Genomic DNA, 17,632 nt, shown 5'->3' on the forward strand with positions numbered 1-17,632 from the left:
ATCCTCGCCGCCACCAACCCGGCAGTGGTCACCTACGACCCCGCCTACGGCTACGAAATGGGCCACATCATGCGCGACGGCATCGAGCGCATGTATGGACCAGATTCCGAAGGAAACAACGGGGACCGGAACCTGATGTACTACATCACCGTCTACAACGAACCCATCACCCAGCCAAACGAACCCGAGAACCTCGATGTCAACGGTGTGCTGAAAGGCATCTATCGGGTGTCGGCGTCGGGCGCTGAAGGTCCCAGGAGCCAGATCCTGGCCTCCGGCGTCTCGGTGCCGTGGGCGCTGGAGGCCCAGCGGATCCTGGCCGAGGACTGGGGCGTCTCCGCGGACGTCTGGTCCGTCACGTCCTGGAACGAACTGCGCCGCGACGGCCTCGCCGCCGAGGAGGAAGCATTCCTGAATCCCGGCGAACCGGCCCGGATCCCGTTTGTGGCCCAGCAGCTGGCCGATGCGCAAGGGCCCGTCGTGGCGGTCTCGGACTACATGAAGGCCGTCCCGGACCAGATCCGCCAGTTCCTCCCGCACCAGTACGCCTCGCTCGGCGCGGACGGCTTCGGCTTCTCCGACACCCGGGCCGCGGCACGCCGCTTCTTCAAGAACGACACCCACTCCATCGTGGTGAAGACGCTGCAGCTGCTCGCGGCGAGGGGCGACGTCGAGGCGGGCGCGCCGTCGTACGCCATGGACCGCTACAAGCTCCTGGACGTCAACGCCGGGACTACCGGCGGAGCGGGCGGCGACGCCTGACGGGCCTATTCATTCGACAGCTGACGGCGGTGTCCCTTCGGGGCGCCGCCGTCTGCCGTCATCTGGGTGGATAGGCTGGGGCGATGGCTGACTCGACTGAACGGCGCACGACGGCGGTGCTGCTCGCCGCGGGGGCGGGCACCCGGCTGGGGCGGGGGGCCAAGGCCCTGCTGCCGTTCCGCGGCCGGACCCTGGTCGAAGTGCTGGCCGGCGTGCTGTTCGACGGCGGCTGCCGCGAGGTGGTAATCGTCCTCGGGGCCGACATGGCGAAGGTCCGGGACGCCACCGACCTGACGCCATACACCGTCATCGAAAACCCTGACTGGCATTCCGGAATGGGCAGTTCGTTCCGGCTGGGAATTGCTGCGGCGGCAGCTGACGACCATGTGCTGATCGCCCTCGTGGACCAGCCCGGCCTGACCAAGGAAACGGTGGCCCGCGTGCTGGCTGCGCACCGGCCCGGCCGGGTGACCGCCGCCGCGTACCGCGGGCCGGACGGCACCCTCCGGCGCGGCCATCCGCTGCTGCTGGACGTAGCCCTGCGCGCCGAAGCGGCGGAATCAGCAACGGGCGACGCCGGAGCCCGGTTGTTTCTGCAGGCCCACCCGGAACTCATCGACCTGGTGGACTGCAGTGACCAGTCCGGCGGCGAGGACCTGGACACGCCGGACCAGCTGCGGCTACTCGGGTAGGCCACAACCAACGGCCCCCAAACCGGGTGACCGGCCTACTGCCGGACGCCCGCTGAGAGCAGCTCCTCCAGTCCCCGCTTGAACCCGGAGCGGCCGCCGTGGGCGGGATGCCTGATTTTCGGCACGTCCAGGCCACCTCGCTGCAGGCTGAGATGGGCCACATTGCCCACGGCCACCACGGTTTCGATGGGAAACAGCTCCGTCAGCGCCTGCCAGAACGGCGTACCAAGGGCTGCTTCAGCGGCAGTTGGCGTGCGGTTGGACAGCGGCCGTCCCGGCACATGCGTATGCCAGGGGCAGGCGCTCCACAGCACAGGCAGGAATTCCAGCTCGGCCAGCACCTGCCACATCACTGTTGCGGTCGGCTCGGACGCAATGCCCGCCGCTTCGGGAGGCAGCACGTAGCCCTTTCCTGGCCCGAACAGCCCGAAGCTGTTCGCGGGCCCGTCGAACATGGTGCGGTTGGTGAAGGGAACGCCGGTGATCCGCATGCCCCTGAAGCCGGGAGCCTCCCCCACCAGCAGCACCTTCGGACGGCGGTCCAGCATTTCCTGCAGGTAGATTCCCAGATTCCGCCTGCGCTGCGCGTTAGCCGGAAGGGCGTGATCGAAGAAGTTGGTGCACCCGGGTCCTGTTGCCACGGCCGCGAGCCGGTCAACAAAGCCGTCGATGGAGGATGAAGTCATTCGATGCCCACTTCCGTTGGCAGCCCGGTAGGGGAATCAGGATATCCGGGCCGGTTCACTGCCGCCTTGGCACCTGACCGCAGCCTTAGCATTGGGGCATGGCGGACATGACCATCTTCACGGTCGGGCACTCCACGCATCCCATCGAGGAATTCATCGGCATCCTGAAGGCCCACGGCGTCAGGAAGCTGATCGATGTGCGCACCGTCCCGAAGTCGCGGCACAATCCCCAGTTCAATGAGGACGCCCTGGCGGCGAGCCTGCGTGCCAGCGGGATCACCTACCGGCGGATGCAATCCCTCGGAGGCCTGCGGCACGCCCGAAAGGACAGCGCCAACGAGGCCTGGCAAAACGCATCTTTCCGGGGCTACGCGGACTACATGCAGACTGAAGAATTCTCAACGGCCATCGGCCAGCTGCTGGAACGGGGGCGGACCAACAACGCGGCCATCATGTGCGCGGAAGCCGTCCCGTGGCGCTGCCACCGCTCACTGATCGGTGATGCGCTCGTGGTGCGGAACGTCGAGGTCCTGGACATCATGACGGAAAAGTCCGCCAAACCCCACACCCTGACATCCTTCGCACGCGTGGACGGGGTGCGGGTCTGGTACCCGGCAGACTGAATCAGTCCAGATCAATCAACCGACCAATCAGCGCCGGCGGGCGGCGGGCCGCCTACCAGCGCGGGTGGATCGATTCGCGGAAGTAGCGGTCGTAGATTTCGCGGACGCCGACGTCGAACGTTGTGTCAATCCCGGTGACATCCGCCGCGGCGGCGTTGGAGCGCGCCTGGTCCACGTTTCGCGCGCCCGGGATCACCGTGCTGACGCCGTCCTGCGCCGCGATCCAAGCGATGGCCGCCTGGGCGGTGCTGACGCCGTCGGGCACGAGTTCCTCGAACTCGACCACCGCTTTGAGGCCCTGCCCGAAGTCCACGCCGGAGAAGGTCTCCCCGACATCGAACGAGGAGCCGTCGCGGTTGAAGTTCCGGTGGTCGTCCTCCGCGAAGGACGTGTCCTCCGTGTATTTGCCGGACAGCAGCCCCGAGGCGAGCGGAACCCGGGCGATGATGCCCACTCCGGCGGCCTCGGCCGCGGGCAGCACCAAGTCAAGGGGCTTGAGCCGGAAGGCGTTGAGGATGATCTGCACGGTGGCTGTGCCCTCGTGCCGGATGGCTTCGAGGGCTTCGTCGGTCCGCTCCACGCTGACGCCGTAGTTCCGGATGGCTCCGTCGGCGACGAGGGTGTCCAGTGCGTCATAGACTTCGGCGCTGCTGTACACGGCGGTGGGCGGGCAGTGCAGCTGGACCAGGTCCAGCTGCTCCGTGCCCAGGTTGCGCCGGGAACGGTCCGTCCACTCGCGGAAGTTGGCAAGGTTGTAGTTCTCCGGCTGCTGCTCCATCCGGCGGCCCATCTTGGTGGCCACCGTGATGTCCAGGCCGGGGTTGTCCGCCAGGAACGCGCCGATGGCCTGCTCGCTGCGGCCATCGCCGTAGACGTCCGCGGTGTCGAAGAACGTGACACCCGATTCCACGGACGCGGCCAGGATGTCCCGTGCCTGCGCGGTGTCCACGTCGCCCCAGTCCGCGCCAAGCTGCCAGGTCCCCAGGCCAACAATGGAGACGTTCCGTCCGGTCTTGCCCAATAAGCGCTTTTCCATCATCCGACTATAAGCCGTTAGCGCTCTCCAAACGCGAGGCCAGGCCCGCTTCCTTCAGTCCAAGGTAGATCTTGTCCCTGGCGATGGGCAGCTCGGCGAACCTCACGCCCGTGGCGTTCCGGATGGCATTCGCCAGCGCCGGAGCAACCGGATTGAACGGGCTCTCGCTCATCGACTTCGCTCCCAGAGGACCCAGCTTGTCGCTGGTTTCGGCGAAGTACACCTCGCTGCGGGGCACGTCCGCGAAGGTGGGGATGTGGTACTGCCGCAGGATGTCCGTGGTGACCTTCCCGCCGTCGTCCACCTTCACTTCCTCGTACAGCGCGGCGCCGAGGGCCTGGGCGATCCCGCCTTCGATCTGGCCGCGGCACTGCCGCGGGTTCACCACCACGCCGGCGTCGGCGGCCTGGACGCTCTGCAGGATCTTCAGCTCCCCGGTTCCGGTGTTGACCGCCACCCGGAAGCCCTGGACATTGAACGCCACCGATCGCGGCGTCCCGCCCCAGTGCCCTTCGGTGGCAAGCTCGATGCCGGCCGCTTCCGCCGCGTCGAAGATTTCCGTCAGCGGCACCCGGGTTCCCTCGCAGATCACCGCGTCCTCCTCCAGCACGCAGCCGGAGGACTGGATCTGCCGGATGCCGGCGGCGAACGCGCGGATCCGGACCGCGAGCTCTTCGGCCGCGGCCAGCGTGGCCTTGCCTGCCACCACGGTCCCGGCCGACCCGAAAGCGCCGGTATCGTGCTGGACCAGGTCCGTGTCCGACTGCCGCACGGCGACACGCCCCGCCGTCGTGGACAGGGCGGTGGCCGCGAGCTGCGCATGGACCGTGGTGGTGCCGTTGCCGAATTCGGCGGTCCCGACGTCGGCCGCGTACGTGCCGTCCGGAAGGAGCCGGATCTTGGAGTGGGCAAAGTGGCCGCGCGGCGGGACGGTGTCGATCATGGACAGCGCCGTCCCCTCCCCCGCGACCCAGTCCGGACCCAGGTCATCCAGCCCGGCGGCCCGGTACCGTTCGAGCCCGCGCGCCAGGGCATCCTGAACCAGCCGGGTGCACTGATCCAGCCCGTAGCTTCCATAGTGCACGTCCTCCTCCGGTTCGGAATGCGTGGAGAGCATGTCGTCACCCTCGAGGACCATGTTGCGGCGGCGGAACTCCAGCGGATCCATCCCGATCCCGGTGGCGAGCTCGTCGATGCCGGACTCGATGGCGAAGATCATCTGGCTCAGGCCGTAGCCACGGAATGCGCCGGACGGAACCGTGTTGGTGTAGACGGCGTGCGCATCCACCTTCTTGTTGGCGCACTTGTACACTCCCAGCGATTCGCCGCAGCCGTGGAACATCACGCCCGGGGCATGGTTGCCGTAGGCGCCGGTGTTGGTGAGCACGTCCAGCTGCAGCGCCGTGAGCCGGCCGTCCCTACTGGCGCCGGCCTTGAGATGGATGGTGAACGGGTGCCGGGTGGTGGAGGCCGTGAACTGCTCCGTCCGGGTGAATTCGAGCTGCACTGGCCGCTTCAGCTTCATTGCCGCCAGGGCAACAATGTCCTCGGTGAGGACCTCCTGTTTCCCGCCGAAGCCGCCGCCCACCCGGCCTGCCACCACGCGGATCTGTTCCTCCGGCATGTCAAAGACCCGGGACAGGGTGCGCCGGACCAGGAACGGCACCTGGCTGGAGGTGCGGACCTGGAGCCGGCCGTCCGCGTCCACCGAGGCGATGGAGGCGTGTGTTTCCAATGCCGTGTGCTGCACGCGCTGGGTCCGGTAGGTCTGTTCGTGAATGAAATCGGCTTCGGTGAAACCGGCGGCCACACTGCCGAGTTCCGAGTGCAGCTCCGCCACGACGTTCTGTTCGGGCCGGCTGATTCGCGCGGTGGCCGCGTCCTTCCCGCCGTGGACGGCCGGTGCACCCGGCCGGATCGCTTCCTCGGGCGTGAAGACGGCGTCCAGCACCTGGTAGTCGACCTTGAGGGCACGCACGCCGGCTTCCGCCGCGGCCACGGAATCGGCGACGACGGCGGCGACCTTCTGTCCGATGAACCGGACGACGTCATCCAGGACGCGGGTATCGTCCGGATCGTCGGTGTAGAGCTCGTGCTGGGCGGTCGAGAAAAGCTGTGCGGGGGCGTCCTCGTGGGTGAAGACGGCCACCACGCCGGGGATTTCAAGCGCCGCGGTTGAGTCGATAGCGAGCACCCGGGCGTGGGCGTGCGGTGAACGCAGGAGCTTCAGGTGCAGCAGCCCCGGCAGTTCCTCCGCGGGCACATCAAGGGTGTAACGGGCTTTTCCGGTGACCACGGCGAGGCTGGCGGGGGCGGGCACGTCGTCGCCGAGCTGGCCCGGCTTGGGTTCCGGCTGGCCCTCACCGGCGATCCCCGAACCCGGGCCTTTGGGGTCCGGGTGTCCTTCGTGGCCGCAGATGGCATCCTCGATGGCCCGGTACCCGGTGCACCTGCAGAGATTGCCCTTGAGGTTGCGGGGCAGGTTTTCCTTCTGCTCCTCGTCGAACGTGGCGGCCGTCATCACCATGCCGGCGGTGCAGAATCCGCACTGGAATCCCTGGCGGTCCAGGAACTGCTGCTGCACAGGGTGGAGGGCGCCGGGCGTTCCTGCCGTGCTTGTGCCGTCCGCGCCGGTGCCGTTCGCGTCAGCCTGTCCGGACGATCCGCAGGCGCGCGCCAGGCCCTCGACGGTGGTGACGGCGTGCCCTTCGGCCCGCACAGCCGGGTAGATGCAGCTGTGCACGGGGGTGCCGTCGACGTGGACCGTGCAGGCTCCGCAGTCGCCGCCGTCGCAGCCCTTTTTGACGCCGAAGTTGCCCTGTTCCCGGAGGAAGGTGCGCAGGCACTGGCCGGGACGTGGTTCAGCTGCGGCCGGGACGCCGTTGATTTCGATGGTGCGGGTGGTGTCGTTGGCCATGCTCAGGCCCCTTCCTGCTGAGACGAAGCCTGCTGTTGCGGGGGCCAGAAATCCCCGGAGACGCGGGCGGGCGGAACCCCGGCCGGGGCCTCCAGCTCAGCCCGGATCTCCTCCGCGAGGCGGTACGTCATGTCTTTGCGCCAGACCGGCAGGCCGTGGATGTCGTCGTGGTACAGCTCCGCCGGAATGGCGGCGTCCAGCGCTTCGACGAGGGCGGCCGCAGACGTCGACGCGCCGGACGGCGCCTCCCCCGTCGGAGCCGGAAAGCGCAGCTGGACGGGGCGTTTGGTGGCGGCGGTGACGGTGAGGACGAGGGTGCCGCCGGCGTCGAGCCTTCCAATCAGCAGCACTCCGGACCGGCCCAGGTTGCTGAGCGAAAGCCGCCGGAACGCCACCCGGGAGGAAAGGGCCAATGCCGGCAGGTGGATGCTGCGCAGGAGTTCGCCGGGCGCCAGGCAGTTCTTGCCGTCCCCCGTGACGAAGTCGGCAACGGGCACGGTGCGGCGTGCCCCGCCCGGGCTGAGCACGGTGGCCTCACCGTCGAGCGCGGCGCACAGCGAAATCATGGGACCGGCGGGCAGCGACGTACAGAGGTTGCCGCCCACGGTGGACATGTTCCACACCTTGAACGAGGCCACGAAGGAGTCGCCGCAGGGGCGGACGAGGTCCAGTGCGGGCCAGGCGGCTGCCCGTTCCCCCAAAACGTCGGAGGACGGCAGGGCATACAGCTCCGCTACGGTGCAGGTTGCGGCGAGCTCGATGCCGCTGTCCGTCACGGTGACCGCGGGCCAGCCGGCGGCGCCGAGATCCAGCAGGCGGCGCAGCGGTTCCTTGCCGAACGCGAGGCTCCCGTAAGAGAAGAGGACCGTTCCGCCGGCGAGCCAGGCATCCCCGTCGCGCCATTCGGCCGGGTCCTCAGTGCGGACCACGGCCTCGATGGTGTTCATGTCCATGGGGTCTCCTGGTGTTGCGTGGTGTTCACGTGGTGAGTGGGGCCGGCGTGAATTGGGCCGGTGTGAATTGGGCCGGTGCCGTCCTTCAGTGATGATGCCTGCACGGATGCCCCAGCGCTGCGGCTGGCCACCAGCTCGGCGGTGATGGACACAGCGACTTCGGCCGGGGTCACGGCACCGAGATCCAGGCCGATGGGCGAATGCAGCCGGGACAGTGCCTCGGCAGGGACCCCTGCGGCCAGCAGCGAATCGACGCGCTGCCGGTGGCTGCGTCGTGATCCCATGGCGCCCACGTACGCCAGGTCCAGGCTCAGCGCCGTTTCCAGCAGCGGGATGTCGAACTTGGGATCGTGGGTCAGGATGCAGGCTACGGTCCGGGCATCGATCCGCCCTGCCGCGTTTTCCTCCGCCAGATAGCGGTGCGGCCAGGCAGTGACCACCTGGTCCGCGCCCGCGAACCGGGACTGCCCGGCGAAGGCGGGCCGGGCGTCGCACAGCGTCACGTGGTAGCCCAGCAGCTGGGCCGCGGGCAGCAGGGCGGCGCCGAAGTCGTTGGCGCCGAAGATCAGCAGGCGGGCTGGCGTAAGCCGGCTCTCCACCAGCAGGGTGATGGGCTCCGGGCCGATTTCGGCGGTTTGTGCCGCGGCCCCCGGGTTTGCCTCGTGGAGGCAGCCCCGCGGCGGGGCGAGCCGGACCAGCCCGGTCCGGCCGCCGCGCAGCAGCGGTTCCAGCTGGGCGGCCGCGGCCAGCCGCAGCCGCCTGGCTTCCGGAGTTCCAACAGAGGCAAGTCCCAGCAGGGCCGCGAGTTCGGCGGAAGACGCCACCAGGAAGGACGCCGGATCAGGGATCACGACGGCGCCGCCCCCGTGGGCGTCCATCCTCCTGATCAGCGCCAGGGCACTGGCGGGGCCGTGCCCGGCGAGCGCCCGCAGGCTCTCCAGCCGGAGGCCCCCCGGGGCCGAGCCAAGCGGCTCGATGTGGATCTCCAGCTCCCCGCCGCAGGTGAGCCCGACGGCGAACGCATCCTCGGTGCTGTAGCCGAAAAACTCGCGGCGGGTGCCGCCGTCGTGCATTGCGGCCAGCGCCGCCTCCACGACGGCGCCCTCCACGCAGCCGCCGGACAGGCTGCCCAGGACTTCTCCCGCCTCGGACACGAGCATGGACGTGCCCAGCGGCCTCGGCACGGATCCGCCGGCGCCCACCACGGTGGCCACGGCGCAGCGCTGGCCGGTAGCGGCGGGCTGCCATTCCTTCAGTGAAGGCATCAGATCCAACATTGCTGCACTCCCTTTTCCTGTGCGGCGATGGTGTCCATATTCTCTTTCCTATCCTGCGCCGGGGGAAGCACCGGCGGTAGCGGCGCCTGCGTCAGTTGGGTTGCAGTTTGGTGGATCAGCAGTTTGGTGGACCGGGGCCGGCCCCATCTGCCAGCCCCGGTCCGGTCTGTGTGGTCCCTACGCGGGGGTCCCTATGCGCCCAGCAGGGCGTTGATGGGACCGCGGGCGAAGTACACCAGGAAGCCGGCCGTAACCACCCACATCAGCGGGTGAACCTTGCGGATCTTGCCGGAGCAGGCACTGATGACCGCCCAGGAGATGAAGCCCACGCCGATGCCGTTGGCGATGGAGTAGCTCAGCGGCATGGTGACGATGGTCAGGAACGCCGGCAGCGCCACAGAGAATTTGCTGAACTTGATCTCGCGGATCTGGGCCATCATCATGGCACCAACCACCACCAGGGCCGCGGCGGCCACTTCCAGCGGCACCACTGACGTGAGCGGGGTCAGGAACATCGAGCCCAGGAACAGCACGCCCGTGACCACGGAGGCCAGTCCGGTGCGGGCGCCTTCCCCGATGCCCGCGGCGGAATCGATGTACACCGTGTTGGATGAACCGGAGGTGGCACCGCCCGCGACGGCTCCCAGGCCTTCGACGATGAATGCCGACTTCAGCCGCGGGAAGGTGCCGTCCTTGTGCGCCACGCCGGCACTCTTGGCCAGGCCGGTCATGGTGCCCATGGCGTCGAAGAAGTTGGTGAACACCAGCGTGAACACCAGCATCACGGCAGCCAGCGCACCAATCCTGCCGAAGGCGCCGAACAGGTCGAACTGCCCCACCAGGGAAAGGTCAGGGGCGGACACGAGCTGGCCGGAGAGCACAGGGGTGTTCAGGTGCCAGCCGCCGGGGTTGCTTTCGCTGCCGGGGCCGATCTTCATGACTGCTTCGACGACCGCGGCCAGCACGGTGGTGGCCACGATGCCGATCAGCAGGCCGCCCTGGACCTTGCGGGCCACGAGGATGCCCATGACCAGCAGCCCCACGATGAACACCAGGGTGGGAACCGAGGTGATGGAGCCGTTGTCACCCAGCTGGACCGGAGGACCGGCGGTCGTGGCGCGGACAAAGCCCGAGTCCACGAAACCGATGAAGGCAATGAACAGGCCGATGCCCACCGTGATGGCGGCCTTCAGCTCCTTGGGCACTGCCCGGAAAATGGCCGTCCGGGCACCCGTGACGCCGAAGAGGACGATCAGGATGCCGTTGATGACCACCAGGCCCATGGCCTCGGCCCAGGTGACTTCCTGGATCACGGCCACTGCCAGGAAGGAGTTGATGCCCAGGCCGGCGGCGAGTCCGAACGGCAGGTTGGCGACCAGTCCGAACAGGATGGTCATCACGCCGGCGGTGAGGCCGGTAACGGCGCCGACCTGCGCTGCGGACAGCCAGCCCCCGGCAACGTCGGTGGGGGCATTGTCCGCGCTGAAGCCGCCAAGGATCAGCGGGTTCAGGATGACGATGTAGGCCATGGTGAAGAACGTGACCAGGCCGCCGCGCACCTCGCGGGCCAGGGTGGAACCGCGCTTGGTGATCTCGAAGAAACGGTCCAGGAAAGCGTTCGACGGCTGCGGGCGCTTCGGCGCGGCAGGCTGCTGCCGCTCTTCGGAGGTGGTGTCCAGGATTGTCATGTCAGCCACCGGCCCTAGTAGTCAATCCTGGAGTCGAGCGTGTTCCAGGTGTTGAACGGCTGGAGAACCGGAGGCGACTGGGGGTCCTCGAGCTCCAGCTTGGCCACCGGCATCAGCGCGTCGCGCTGGTCATTCTCGAAGTACTCGTAGAACACGGCGTCGTCGAAGCCGACAGACGCGGCGTCATGCCGGTCCGCCGCGAACACCACGCGCTCCACCCGGGCCCACAGCGCCGAGGCAAGGCACATGGGGCACGGCTCGCAACTGGTGTAGAGGGTGGCCCCGGTGAGGTCGAACGTGCCAAGTTCGCTGCACGCCCGGCGGATGGCCGTGACTTCGGCGTGGGCTGTGGGGTCGTTGGTGGCGGTGACGCGGTTGACGCCGTCGAACGCTTGTCCGTCTGCCGTGACAATGACGGCGCCAAACGGACCGCCGCTGTTCAGGACGTTGGCCGTGGCCAACTCGATGGATTTGGCCAGGAATTCCTGGGCCGTGACGGTGGTACTCATGATGCGACTCCCTTTGCTTGGAAGCCGGTACGCCGAGGTGGAACGAAAGGGCCAGATGCGACGGTTACCAGGCTTCAGCATGTGCTTTTGAAGGTTAAGTTGCGCCTGGTAGATAGCTTCCCCGGAGTCCGGGGGCCCGCCTTTGGCAAAATCGAGATTAGCACCCGAACGTGAGCTGCGCCATAGGTTTTGGAAAGTTAATTTCGTGATGTGAAATTTGAATGTCCAAGTTGTCACAACGCGTTGGCTCACTCCGGGGCGTTGACGCGGCGCTTCCCGCCGTCCTACGCTGATGCCCAACCGGCGCTCGCCTTAGCCTGCCCCGGGAGCCTGGATCAGCAGACAGGCCTTCACTGAGCTGGCATTTCATCCGCACACTCAGACAGGAGCGCCCACATGTCCACGCACCCCCCGCATCCCACGGAATCCCGGCTCTGGATCCGGAATCCGCTCGCGGCCTTCACGGCCAACGCCCTGGACGCCTCCGGCGGTCTCGTGGTCAGCGGCGGAGTGATCACGGAGGTTCTGGCCGCCGGCCAGCTGCCGTCCGTGCCCTGCCAGGCAACGTTCGACGCCGGCAGCCATGTCCTGCTGCCGGGCCTGATCAACACGCACCACCACTTCTACCAAACGCTTACCCGGGCCTGGGGTCCGGTGGCGAACGCGCCGCTGTTCCCGTGGCTGCAGAACCTGTATCCCGTCTGGGCACGGCTCAAGCCGCGGGACCTGGAACTGGCCACCACCGTCGCGCTCGCGGAACTGCTGCTCTCCGGCTGCACCACGGCCGCGGACCACCACTACCTCTTCCCCGACGGCATGGAAGACGCCATTGACGTTGAGGTCCGGGCGGTGCGCGAGCTGGGCATGCGGGCAACCCTCACCCGCGGTTCCATGACACTCGGGGAGGACGACGGCGGGCTGCCGCCGCAGTCCACCGTCCAGCCGCCGGACGTGATCCTGGCGGACAGCGAACGGCTCATCCGCGAGTACCACGAGCGCGGTGATGGCGCCGTCATCCAGATTGCCCTGGCGCCGTGCTCGCCTTTTTCCGTGACGAAGGAGATCATGGCCGAGAGCGCAGTCCTGGCGGAACGGCATGACGTCCGCCTGCACACGCACCTGGCCGAAACCCTGGACGAGGAGGACTTCTGCCGGGAGATGTTCGGCCTGCGCACCGTGGAGTACCTGGAGAGCGTGGGATGGCTGGGCAGCCGGACCTGGCTGGGCCACGGCATCCACTTCAGCGATGCCGAAATCGCCGCGCTGGGGGCCGCCGGCACCGCCGTCGCGCACTGCCCGACTTCGAACATGCGGCTGGCTTCGGGCATTGCCCGGGTGCTGGAACTGGAGGACGCGGGAGTCCCCGTAGGGCTGGGAGTGGACGGGTCGGCGTCGAACGATGCCTCCAACATGATCCTCGAGGCGCGGCAGGCGCTGTACCTGCAGCGGCTGCGCTACGGGGCGCAGGTTCCAGTGGAACGGGCGCTGGGCTGGGCGACGCGCGGGTCGGCGGCGGTGCTGGGCCGCACTGATCTTGGGCAGCTGGCTCCGGGGATGCAGGCGGACCTGGCGTTGTTCAAACTCGATGACCTCCGGTTTTCCGGCAGCCACGACCCCCTCGCCGCGCTCCTGCTCTGCGCGGCGGACCGGGCCGACCGCGTGATGGTGGGCGGGCAGTGGCGCGTGGTGGACGGGCAGATTCCGGGTCTTGATGTTGCCGGGCTCATCGCCAAGCACTCGGCCGCGGCCCGGAAGCTGCTGAACGGCTAGCCACTCCGCCGTTTCGACGGTTCCCTGCGCACACGACGTTCCGCGCCGTGTCCCTGCAGGGAACCGTCGAAACGGGGCCTATCCCGCGGCATCCAATCGTTGCTAGCGTGTCGGAATGAACCCGTCGAAGAGTCCGGCCGAGATCCTCAACATTGACGGCGCCGAGGTTCGCATCTCGAGTCCGGACAAGGTGGTGTTCCCTGAGCCCGGGCTGACGAAGCTGGACCTGGTGCGCTACTACCTCGCCGTCGCCGATGGTGCGCTGCGCGGCGCCGGGGGCCGCCCGATGGTGCTCAAGCGCTTTCCCAAAGGGATCGACGCCGAGGCGTTCTTTCAGAAGCGCGTGCCCGAGAACCACCCCGACTTCATCGACACGGCAGTACTGAAGTATGCGTCGGGGACGTCGGCAGAGGAGGCCGTCATCCGGGATGCTGCGGGCCTGGCGTGGGTCGTGAATCTTGGCTGCCTCGACCTCAACCCCCATCCCGTTCGCGCCGAGGACCTCGATCATCCCGACGAGCTCCGGGTCGACCTCGATCCCATGCCGGGGGTCGGCTGGTCCCAGATTGTCGACGTCGCCTATGTCGCGCGGGAGGTGCTCGACGACGTCGGACTGGTGGGGTGGCCGAAGACCAGCGGATCGCGCGGGCTCCACATCCTGGTGCGCATCGCGCCGCAGTGGTCGTACCGCGACGTGCGGCTCGCCGCGGAGACGCTTGCCCGTGAAGTCGAAAATCGCGCTCCGGGCCTCGCCACCGCGCGGTGGTGGAAGGAGGAGCGCGGCGAGAGTGTGTTCGTCGACTTCAACCAGAATGCCAAGGACCGCACGGTGGCATCGGCGTACTCGATCCGGCCCCTGCCCGATGCCCGGGTCTCGACGCCGCTCGCCTGGGACGAGGTCCGCTCCGCCCGGCCGGAACAGTTCACGGTGCGCACGGTGCCCGGGCGCTTCGCCGACGTGGGCGACCCTCACGCCGGCATCGACGAGGCCGTCGGCATGCTCGACGGGCTGCTCGCGCTGGCGGCCGAGCTCGGCCCCGCCGAGAAGCCGCCGCGCAGCGGTGACGGTTCCGGCCGTCGGCAGTCGATGATGCCGCTCATCGAGGTGGCCCGCACCAAGACCAAGCCCGAGGCGCTCGCGGCACTCGACGAGTGGAAGACCCTGCATCCCGGAGTCGTCCCGGCCCTGCACCCGGCCGATGTGCTCGTCGACGGAATGCGCGGTTCGAGTTCGCTCTGGTACCGGGTGCGGGTGAACCTGCAGCACGTCCCCGAAGCGGAGCGTCCGCCGCAGGAGGAGCTCATCGCCGACTACGACCCCTGGGACGGCAAGGAGTGGCCGGGGCGCCCGGGGTCCTGAGCCGGCGGCGCGCAAAGTGCCTGGCGACGCGCAAAGTGCCTGGCGCAACGCAAAAGGAATGGCGACACCCGAATTCCGGTGTCGCCACTCCTTTTGCGCGTCATCAGCGAAGATGCGTGTCGTCAGCCTTGTTACGAACGCTGGCCGCCGAAGCCCGGCAGTCCGTGGACCCAGCGCGAGAACCGGCCGGGGACGTGCTCCCGATCTGCGGGCAGGTAGAAGTCCGGATCCGTTCCGCCTCCGAGGGGGAGGTAGAACTCCTGGACTGAGGGTGCCGCCGTCTGTGCCGGTGCAACCGGCGTTGTGTCCTGCTGGTACATCTGATCCTCCTCCGAGGTGGTGGTCCCTTAGAATTCCGTAAGATGGAAAATAACTTTTGCTATGTGAAATAGCCTAAAGTGCATCCTCACCATTCGTCAATGGTCCGGGGCGCCCCCGGTCACAATCGGATTTTTCGATTAGTGATGTACACCACGGCAAAGCTCCGCTACGCTTTAAGTCAACTCGTGGCGTAGGTCACGTAACCTGGGAGCAGCAGGCAGGGTCGTAATGAGCTGGCGTCATTGGATGCCGGCTCTTTTTTGTTGGGTCGGCTCCATCAGAAACGCGTGGGAAACACGCGCTTAATTTCAATGATGGAACCTAGGTTCCACATCACGGAAGTTGGGAACAGACCATGAGCAGCAAAATCATCCTCGGCCAGAACCAGTACGGCAAGGCCGAAGTCCGGGTCGTCAAGATCACCCGGGACACCGACCGCCACGAGATCGAAGACCTGAACGTCACCTCGCAGCTCCGCGGGGACTTCGCCGCAGCCCACCTCGAAGGCGACAACAGCCACGTCGTTGCCACGGATACGCAGAAGAACACCATCTACGCGTTTGCCCGCGGCGGCGTCGGCTCGCCGGAGGCGTTCCTCCTGCGGCTGGGCGAGCACTTCACGTCCAGCTTCGACTGGGTCACCGGCGGCCGCTGGGAAGCCGAGTCCTACAGCTGGGACCGGATCCAGGCTCACGGGGCAGAGCACAACCACTCCTTCGTGCGCAACGGCCAGGAAGTCCGCACCGCCGTGCTGGTCCGCGACGGCGCGGCAACGCACCTCATCTCGGGCCTCAAGGACCTCACGGTGCTCAAGTCCACCCAGTCCGGATTCGTGGGATACCCGAAGGACAAGTACACCACCCTGCCGGAGACCACGGACCGCATCCTGGCCACGGACGTTTCCGCACGCTGGCGGTTCAACGCCAACACGGACTTCAGCGCCCTCGATTTCAACAAAAGCTATGAAGACGTCAAGAGCCTCCTGCTGGAAGGCTTCACGGAAAAGTACTCACACGCCCTGCAGCAGACCCTGTTCGACATGGGCGCCAAGGTCCTGGAAGCGCACAGCGAGATTGACGAGATCAAGTTCTCGATGCCAAACAAGCACCACTTCCTGGTGGACCTTTCACCGTTCGGCCTCGACAACCCCAACGAGGTCTTCTTCGCCGCAGACCGTCCGTACGGCCTGATCGAGGCCACAGTTCAGCGCGAAGACGCCGCTCCGGCAGATATCGCCTGGAACGGGATCGCCGGCTTCTGCTAACCATCTTCCGGTGGTTGAGCCCAGGCTCAACCACCGGGCCCCACCCCACGTCTTGGAGTTTTTGTCCACTTACGGCGACTTCCGGACGCCTAAACCCCTGTATCTGGACAAAAACTCCGCACCAGCTTCACCGATTCAAACCTGTTAGCCAGACACCGTTAGCCAGACAAAGACGTCTGCCATGAACACCAAGAAAGTCTGCCATGAACATTAAGAAGAAATCGGCCGCTGCATTAGCCGGCACCGGCCGCAAGCAGTCCGACCGCCCGGAGGACCAGCGGCTTTCCCTCGGAAGCACCTTCGCCTACGGCTTCCAGCACGTCCTCACCATGTACGGCGGCATCATCGCCCCGCCGCTGATCATCGGCGCAGCGGCCGGGATGTCTTCGCAGGACATTGGGCTGCTGATCGCCGCCTGCCTCTTCGTTGGCGGCCTGGCCACGATCCTTCAGACGATCGGCATCCGGTTCTTCGGATCCCAGCTGCCCCTGGTCCAAGGCGTCTCGTTTGCCGGAGTGTCCACCATGGTGGCGATCGTCCACGGTGGCGGAGGGATCCAAGCCGTCTTCGGCTCCGTGATTGTGGCCTCGCTGATCGGCTTGCTCATCACCCCGCTGTTTTCCAAGATCATCCGCTTCTTCCCGCCGGTGGTCACGGGCACCGTAATCACCACCATCGGCCTGACGCTGATGCCCGTCGCAGCCAACTGGGCCATGGGCGGCAACAGCAAGGCGCCGAACTACGGCAGCGTGGCCAACATCGGCCTTGCTGCGGCAACCATGGCAATCGTCCTGTTGCTCAGCAAGGTGGGCAGCGCCGCAATCTCCAGGCTTTCCATCCTGCTGGCCATGGTCCTCGGCACAGTGATTGCCTTCGTCTTCGGCATGGCTGACTTCTCCAAGGTGGGCCAGGGCGAAATCGTCGCGTTCCCCACCCCGTTCGCATTCGGTCCGCCCACGTTCGAGATCGCCGCGATCATCTCCATGCTGATCGTCATCCTCGTGACGCTCACCGAGACCTCCGCGGACATCATTGCGGTCGGCGAGATCGTGGGAACCAAAGTTGATTCCAAGCGCATCGGTGACGGCCTGCGGGCGGACATGCTCTCCAGCGCCATCTCGCCGCTGTTCAACTCCTTCACCCAGAGCGCCTTCGCCCAGAACGTGGGCCTCGTTGCGATCACGGGCGTCAAGAGCCGCTTCGTGGTGAGCGCCGGCGGCCTGATCCTGGTGATCCTTGGCCTCCTCCCGGTTCTTGGCCGCGTGGTCGCAGCGGTGCCGACTCCCGTCCTGGGCGGCGCCGGCGTCGTACTCTTTGGAACGGTTGCCGCCAGCGGCATCCGGACACTTGCCAAAGTCGAGTACAAGAACAACATGAACCTGATCATCGTGGCGGCGTCCATCGGTTTCGGCATGATCCCGATTGCCGCCCCCTCGTTCTACGATCAGTTCCCGTCCTGGTTCGGCACCATCTTCCACTCCGGCATCAGCTCGGCCGCTGTCATGGCCATCCTGCTGAACCTGCTCTTCAACCACCTCAAGGCCGGCAACTCGGAGAACCAGTCAGTGTTCGTGGCCGGCACGGGGCGCGTGGTCCGCGAAGAGGACCTCAAGTGCCTGGCCGACGGCGACCGTTTCGAGGACGGCAAGCTGATCGACTGCGACGGCAAGGAAGTCCCGGTGGAGTCGACGTCGAAGTCTGACCACTAAGGCTCCCCCGGCACGCCGGACACCGCCACAACTCAAACGCCACCACAAGCGCGAACGGACAGTTG

15 protein-coding genes are annotated in these 17,632 nt (G+C 67.0%); 7 read left to right on the forward strand and 8 right to left on the reverse strand.

Annotated elements, in window-relative coordinates; genetic code table 11:
* Positions 1-762, forward strand: a 762-nt coding sequence (locus tag J2S97_RS21370) for a transketolase-like TK C-terminal-containing protein (RefSeq protein ID WP_444875942.1), incomplete at its 5' end; no start/stop codon positions are given.
* An 83-nt stretch (positions 763-845) separates the two neighbouring features.
* Entirely contained in the window at positions 846-1,454 is a 609-nt protein-coding gene (gene nboR / locus J2S97_RS21375; protein WP_307051945.1) for a nicotine blue oxidoreductase, read from the forward strand.
* Positions 1,455-1,489: 35 nt separating this feature from the next.
* On the opposite strand, the gene J2S97_RS21380 is transcribed toward nboR, so the two are convergent.
* Positions 1,490-2,140 carry a uracil-DNA glycosylase gene (locus tag J2S97_RS21380; protein ID WP_307051946.1) on the reverse strand — a complete coding sequence of 217 codons (651 nt, stop codon included), beginning with the start codon at positions 2,138-2,140 and terminating at the stop codon, positions 1,490-1,492.
* Between the two features lie 98 nt (positions 2,141-2,238).
* Between J2S97_RS21380 and J2S97_RS21385 the strand changes: the two genes are divergently transcribed.
* Positions 2,239-2,763 (forward strand): DUF488 domain-containing protein, encoded by a 525-nt coding sequence (locus tag J2S97_RS21385; RefSeq protein ID WP_307051947.1) that lies wholly within the window; start codon positions 2,239-2,241, stop codon positions 2,761-2,763.
* A 52-nt stretch (positions 2,764-2,815) separates the two neighbouring features.
* Here the strand turns inward: J2S97_RS21385 and J2S97_RS21390 are convergent, their stop codons facing one another.
* The 6 genes from J2S97_RS21390 to J2S97_RS21415 all read right to left on the reverse strand — a co-directional run bounded on the left by J2S97_RS21390 (position 2,816) and on the right by J2S97_RS21415 (position 11,143).
* Complete coding sequence (locus J2S97_RS21390; RefSeq protein WP_307051948.1) at positions 2,816-3,799, reverse strand: aldo/keto reductase; 984 nt, start codon at positions 3,797-3,799, stop codon at positions 2,816-2,818.
* A gap of 7 nt (positions 3,800-3,806) precedes the next feature.
* Positions 3,807-6,716 (reverse strand): molybdopterin-dependent oxidoreductase, encoded by a 2,910-nt coding sequence (locus J2S97_RS21395; protein WP_307051949.1) that lies wholly within the window; start codon positions 6,714-6,716, stop codon positions 3,807-3,809.
* A 2-nt stretch (positions 6,717-6,718) separates the two neighbouring features.
* Positions 6,719-7,669: an FAD binding domain-containing protein gene (locus tag J2S97_RS21400; protein WP_307051950.1), complete on the reverse strand. Its 951-nt coding sequence runs from the start codon at positions 7,667-7,669 to the stop codon at positions 6,719-6,721.
* Positions 7,660-8,946: an XdhC family protein gene (locus tag J2S97_RS21405; protein WP_307051951.1), complete on the reverse strand. Its 1,287-nt coding sequence runs from the start codon at positions 8,944-8,946 to the stop codon at positions 7,660-7,662. The genes J2S97_RS21400 and J2S97_RS21405 overlap by 10 nt, the downstream gene beginning before the upstream one ends.
* 191 nt (positions 8,947-9,137) lie before the next feature.
* The gene (locus J2S97_RS21410; RefSeq protein ID WP_307052006.1) at positions 9,138-10,634 is read right to left on the reverse strand and encodes an NCS2 family permease; all 1,497 of its coding nucleotides are present in this window, start codon (positions 10,632-10,634) and stop codon (positions 9,138-9,140) included.
* Positions 10,635-10,648: 14 nt separating this feature from the next.
* Positions 10,649-11,143 (reverse strand): nucleoside deaminase, encoded by a 495-nt coding sequence (locus J2S97_RS21415; RefSeq protein ID WP_307051952.1) that lies wholly within the window; start codon positions 11,141-11,143, stop codon positions 10,649-10,651.
* Positions 11,144-11,539: 396 nt separating this feature from the next.
* On the opposite strand from J2S97_RS21415, the gene J2S97_RS21420 reads away from it, so the two are divergent.
* Together J2S97_RS21420 and ligD are read left to right on the forward strand one after the other, a co-directional pair.
* Positions 11,540-12,913 carry an 8-oxoguanine deaminase gene (locus J2S97_RS21420; protein WP_307051953.1) on the forward strand — a complete coding sequence of 458 codons (1,374 nt, stop codon included), beginning with the start codon at positions 11,540-11,542 and terminating at the stop codon, positions 12,911-12,913.
* Positions 12,914-13,028: 115 nt separating this feature from the next.
* Entirely contained in the window at positions 13,029-14,273 is a 1,245-nt protein-coding gene (gene ligD, locus J2S97_RS21425) for a non-homologous end-joining DNA ligase (protein WP_307051954.1), read from the forward strand.
* A gap of 131 nt (positions 14,274-14,404) precedes the next feature.
* Here ligD and J2S97_RS21430 read toward each other — a convergent pair whose 3' ends face one another.
* Entirely contained in the window at positions 14,405-14,593 is a 189-nt protein-coding gene (locus tag J2S97_RS21430; RefSeq protein WP_043483997.1) for a hypothetical protein, read from the reverse strand.
* Positions 14,594-14,949: 356 nt separating this feature from the next.
* Between J2S97_RS21430 and pucL the strand changes: the two genes are divergently transcribed.
* Both pucL and J2S97_RS21440 read left to right on the forward strand, forming a co-directional pair.
* Complete coding sequence (gene pucL / locus J2S97_RS21435; RefSeq protein ID WP_307051955.1) at positions 14,950-15,858, forward strand: factor-independent urate hydroxylase; 909 nt, start codon at positions 14,950-14,952, stop codon at positions 15,856-15,858.
* Between the two features lie 203 nt (positions 15,859-16,061).
* On the forward strand, positions 16,062-17,567 hold the full coding sequence (locus tag J2S97_RS21440) for a nucleobase:cation symporter-2 family protein (protein WP_307051956.1): 1,506 nt from the start codon (positions 16,062-16,064) through the stop codon (positions 17,565-17,567).
* The last annotated feature ends 65 nt before the right edge of the window (positions 17,568-17,632 follow it).

It is taken from the genome of Arthrobacter oryzae, from assembly GCF_030812315.1.
GTDB lineage: Bacteria > Actinomycetota > Actinomycetes > Actinomycetales > Micrococcaceae > Arthrobacter > Arthrobacter oryzae_B.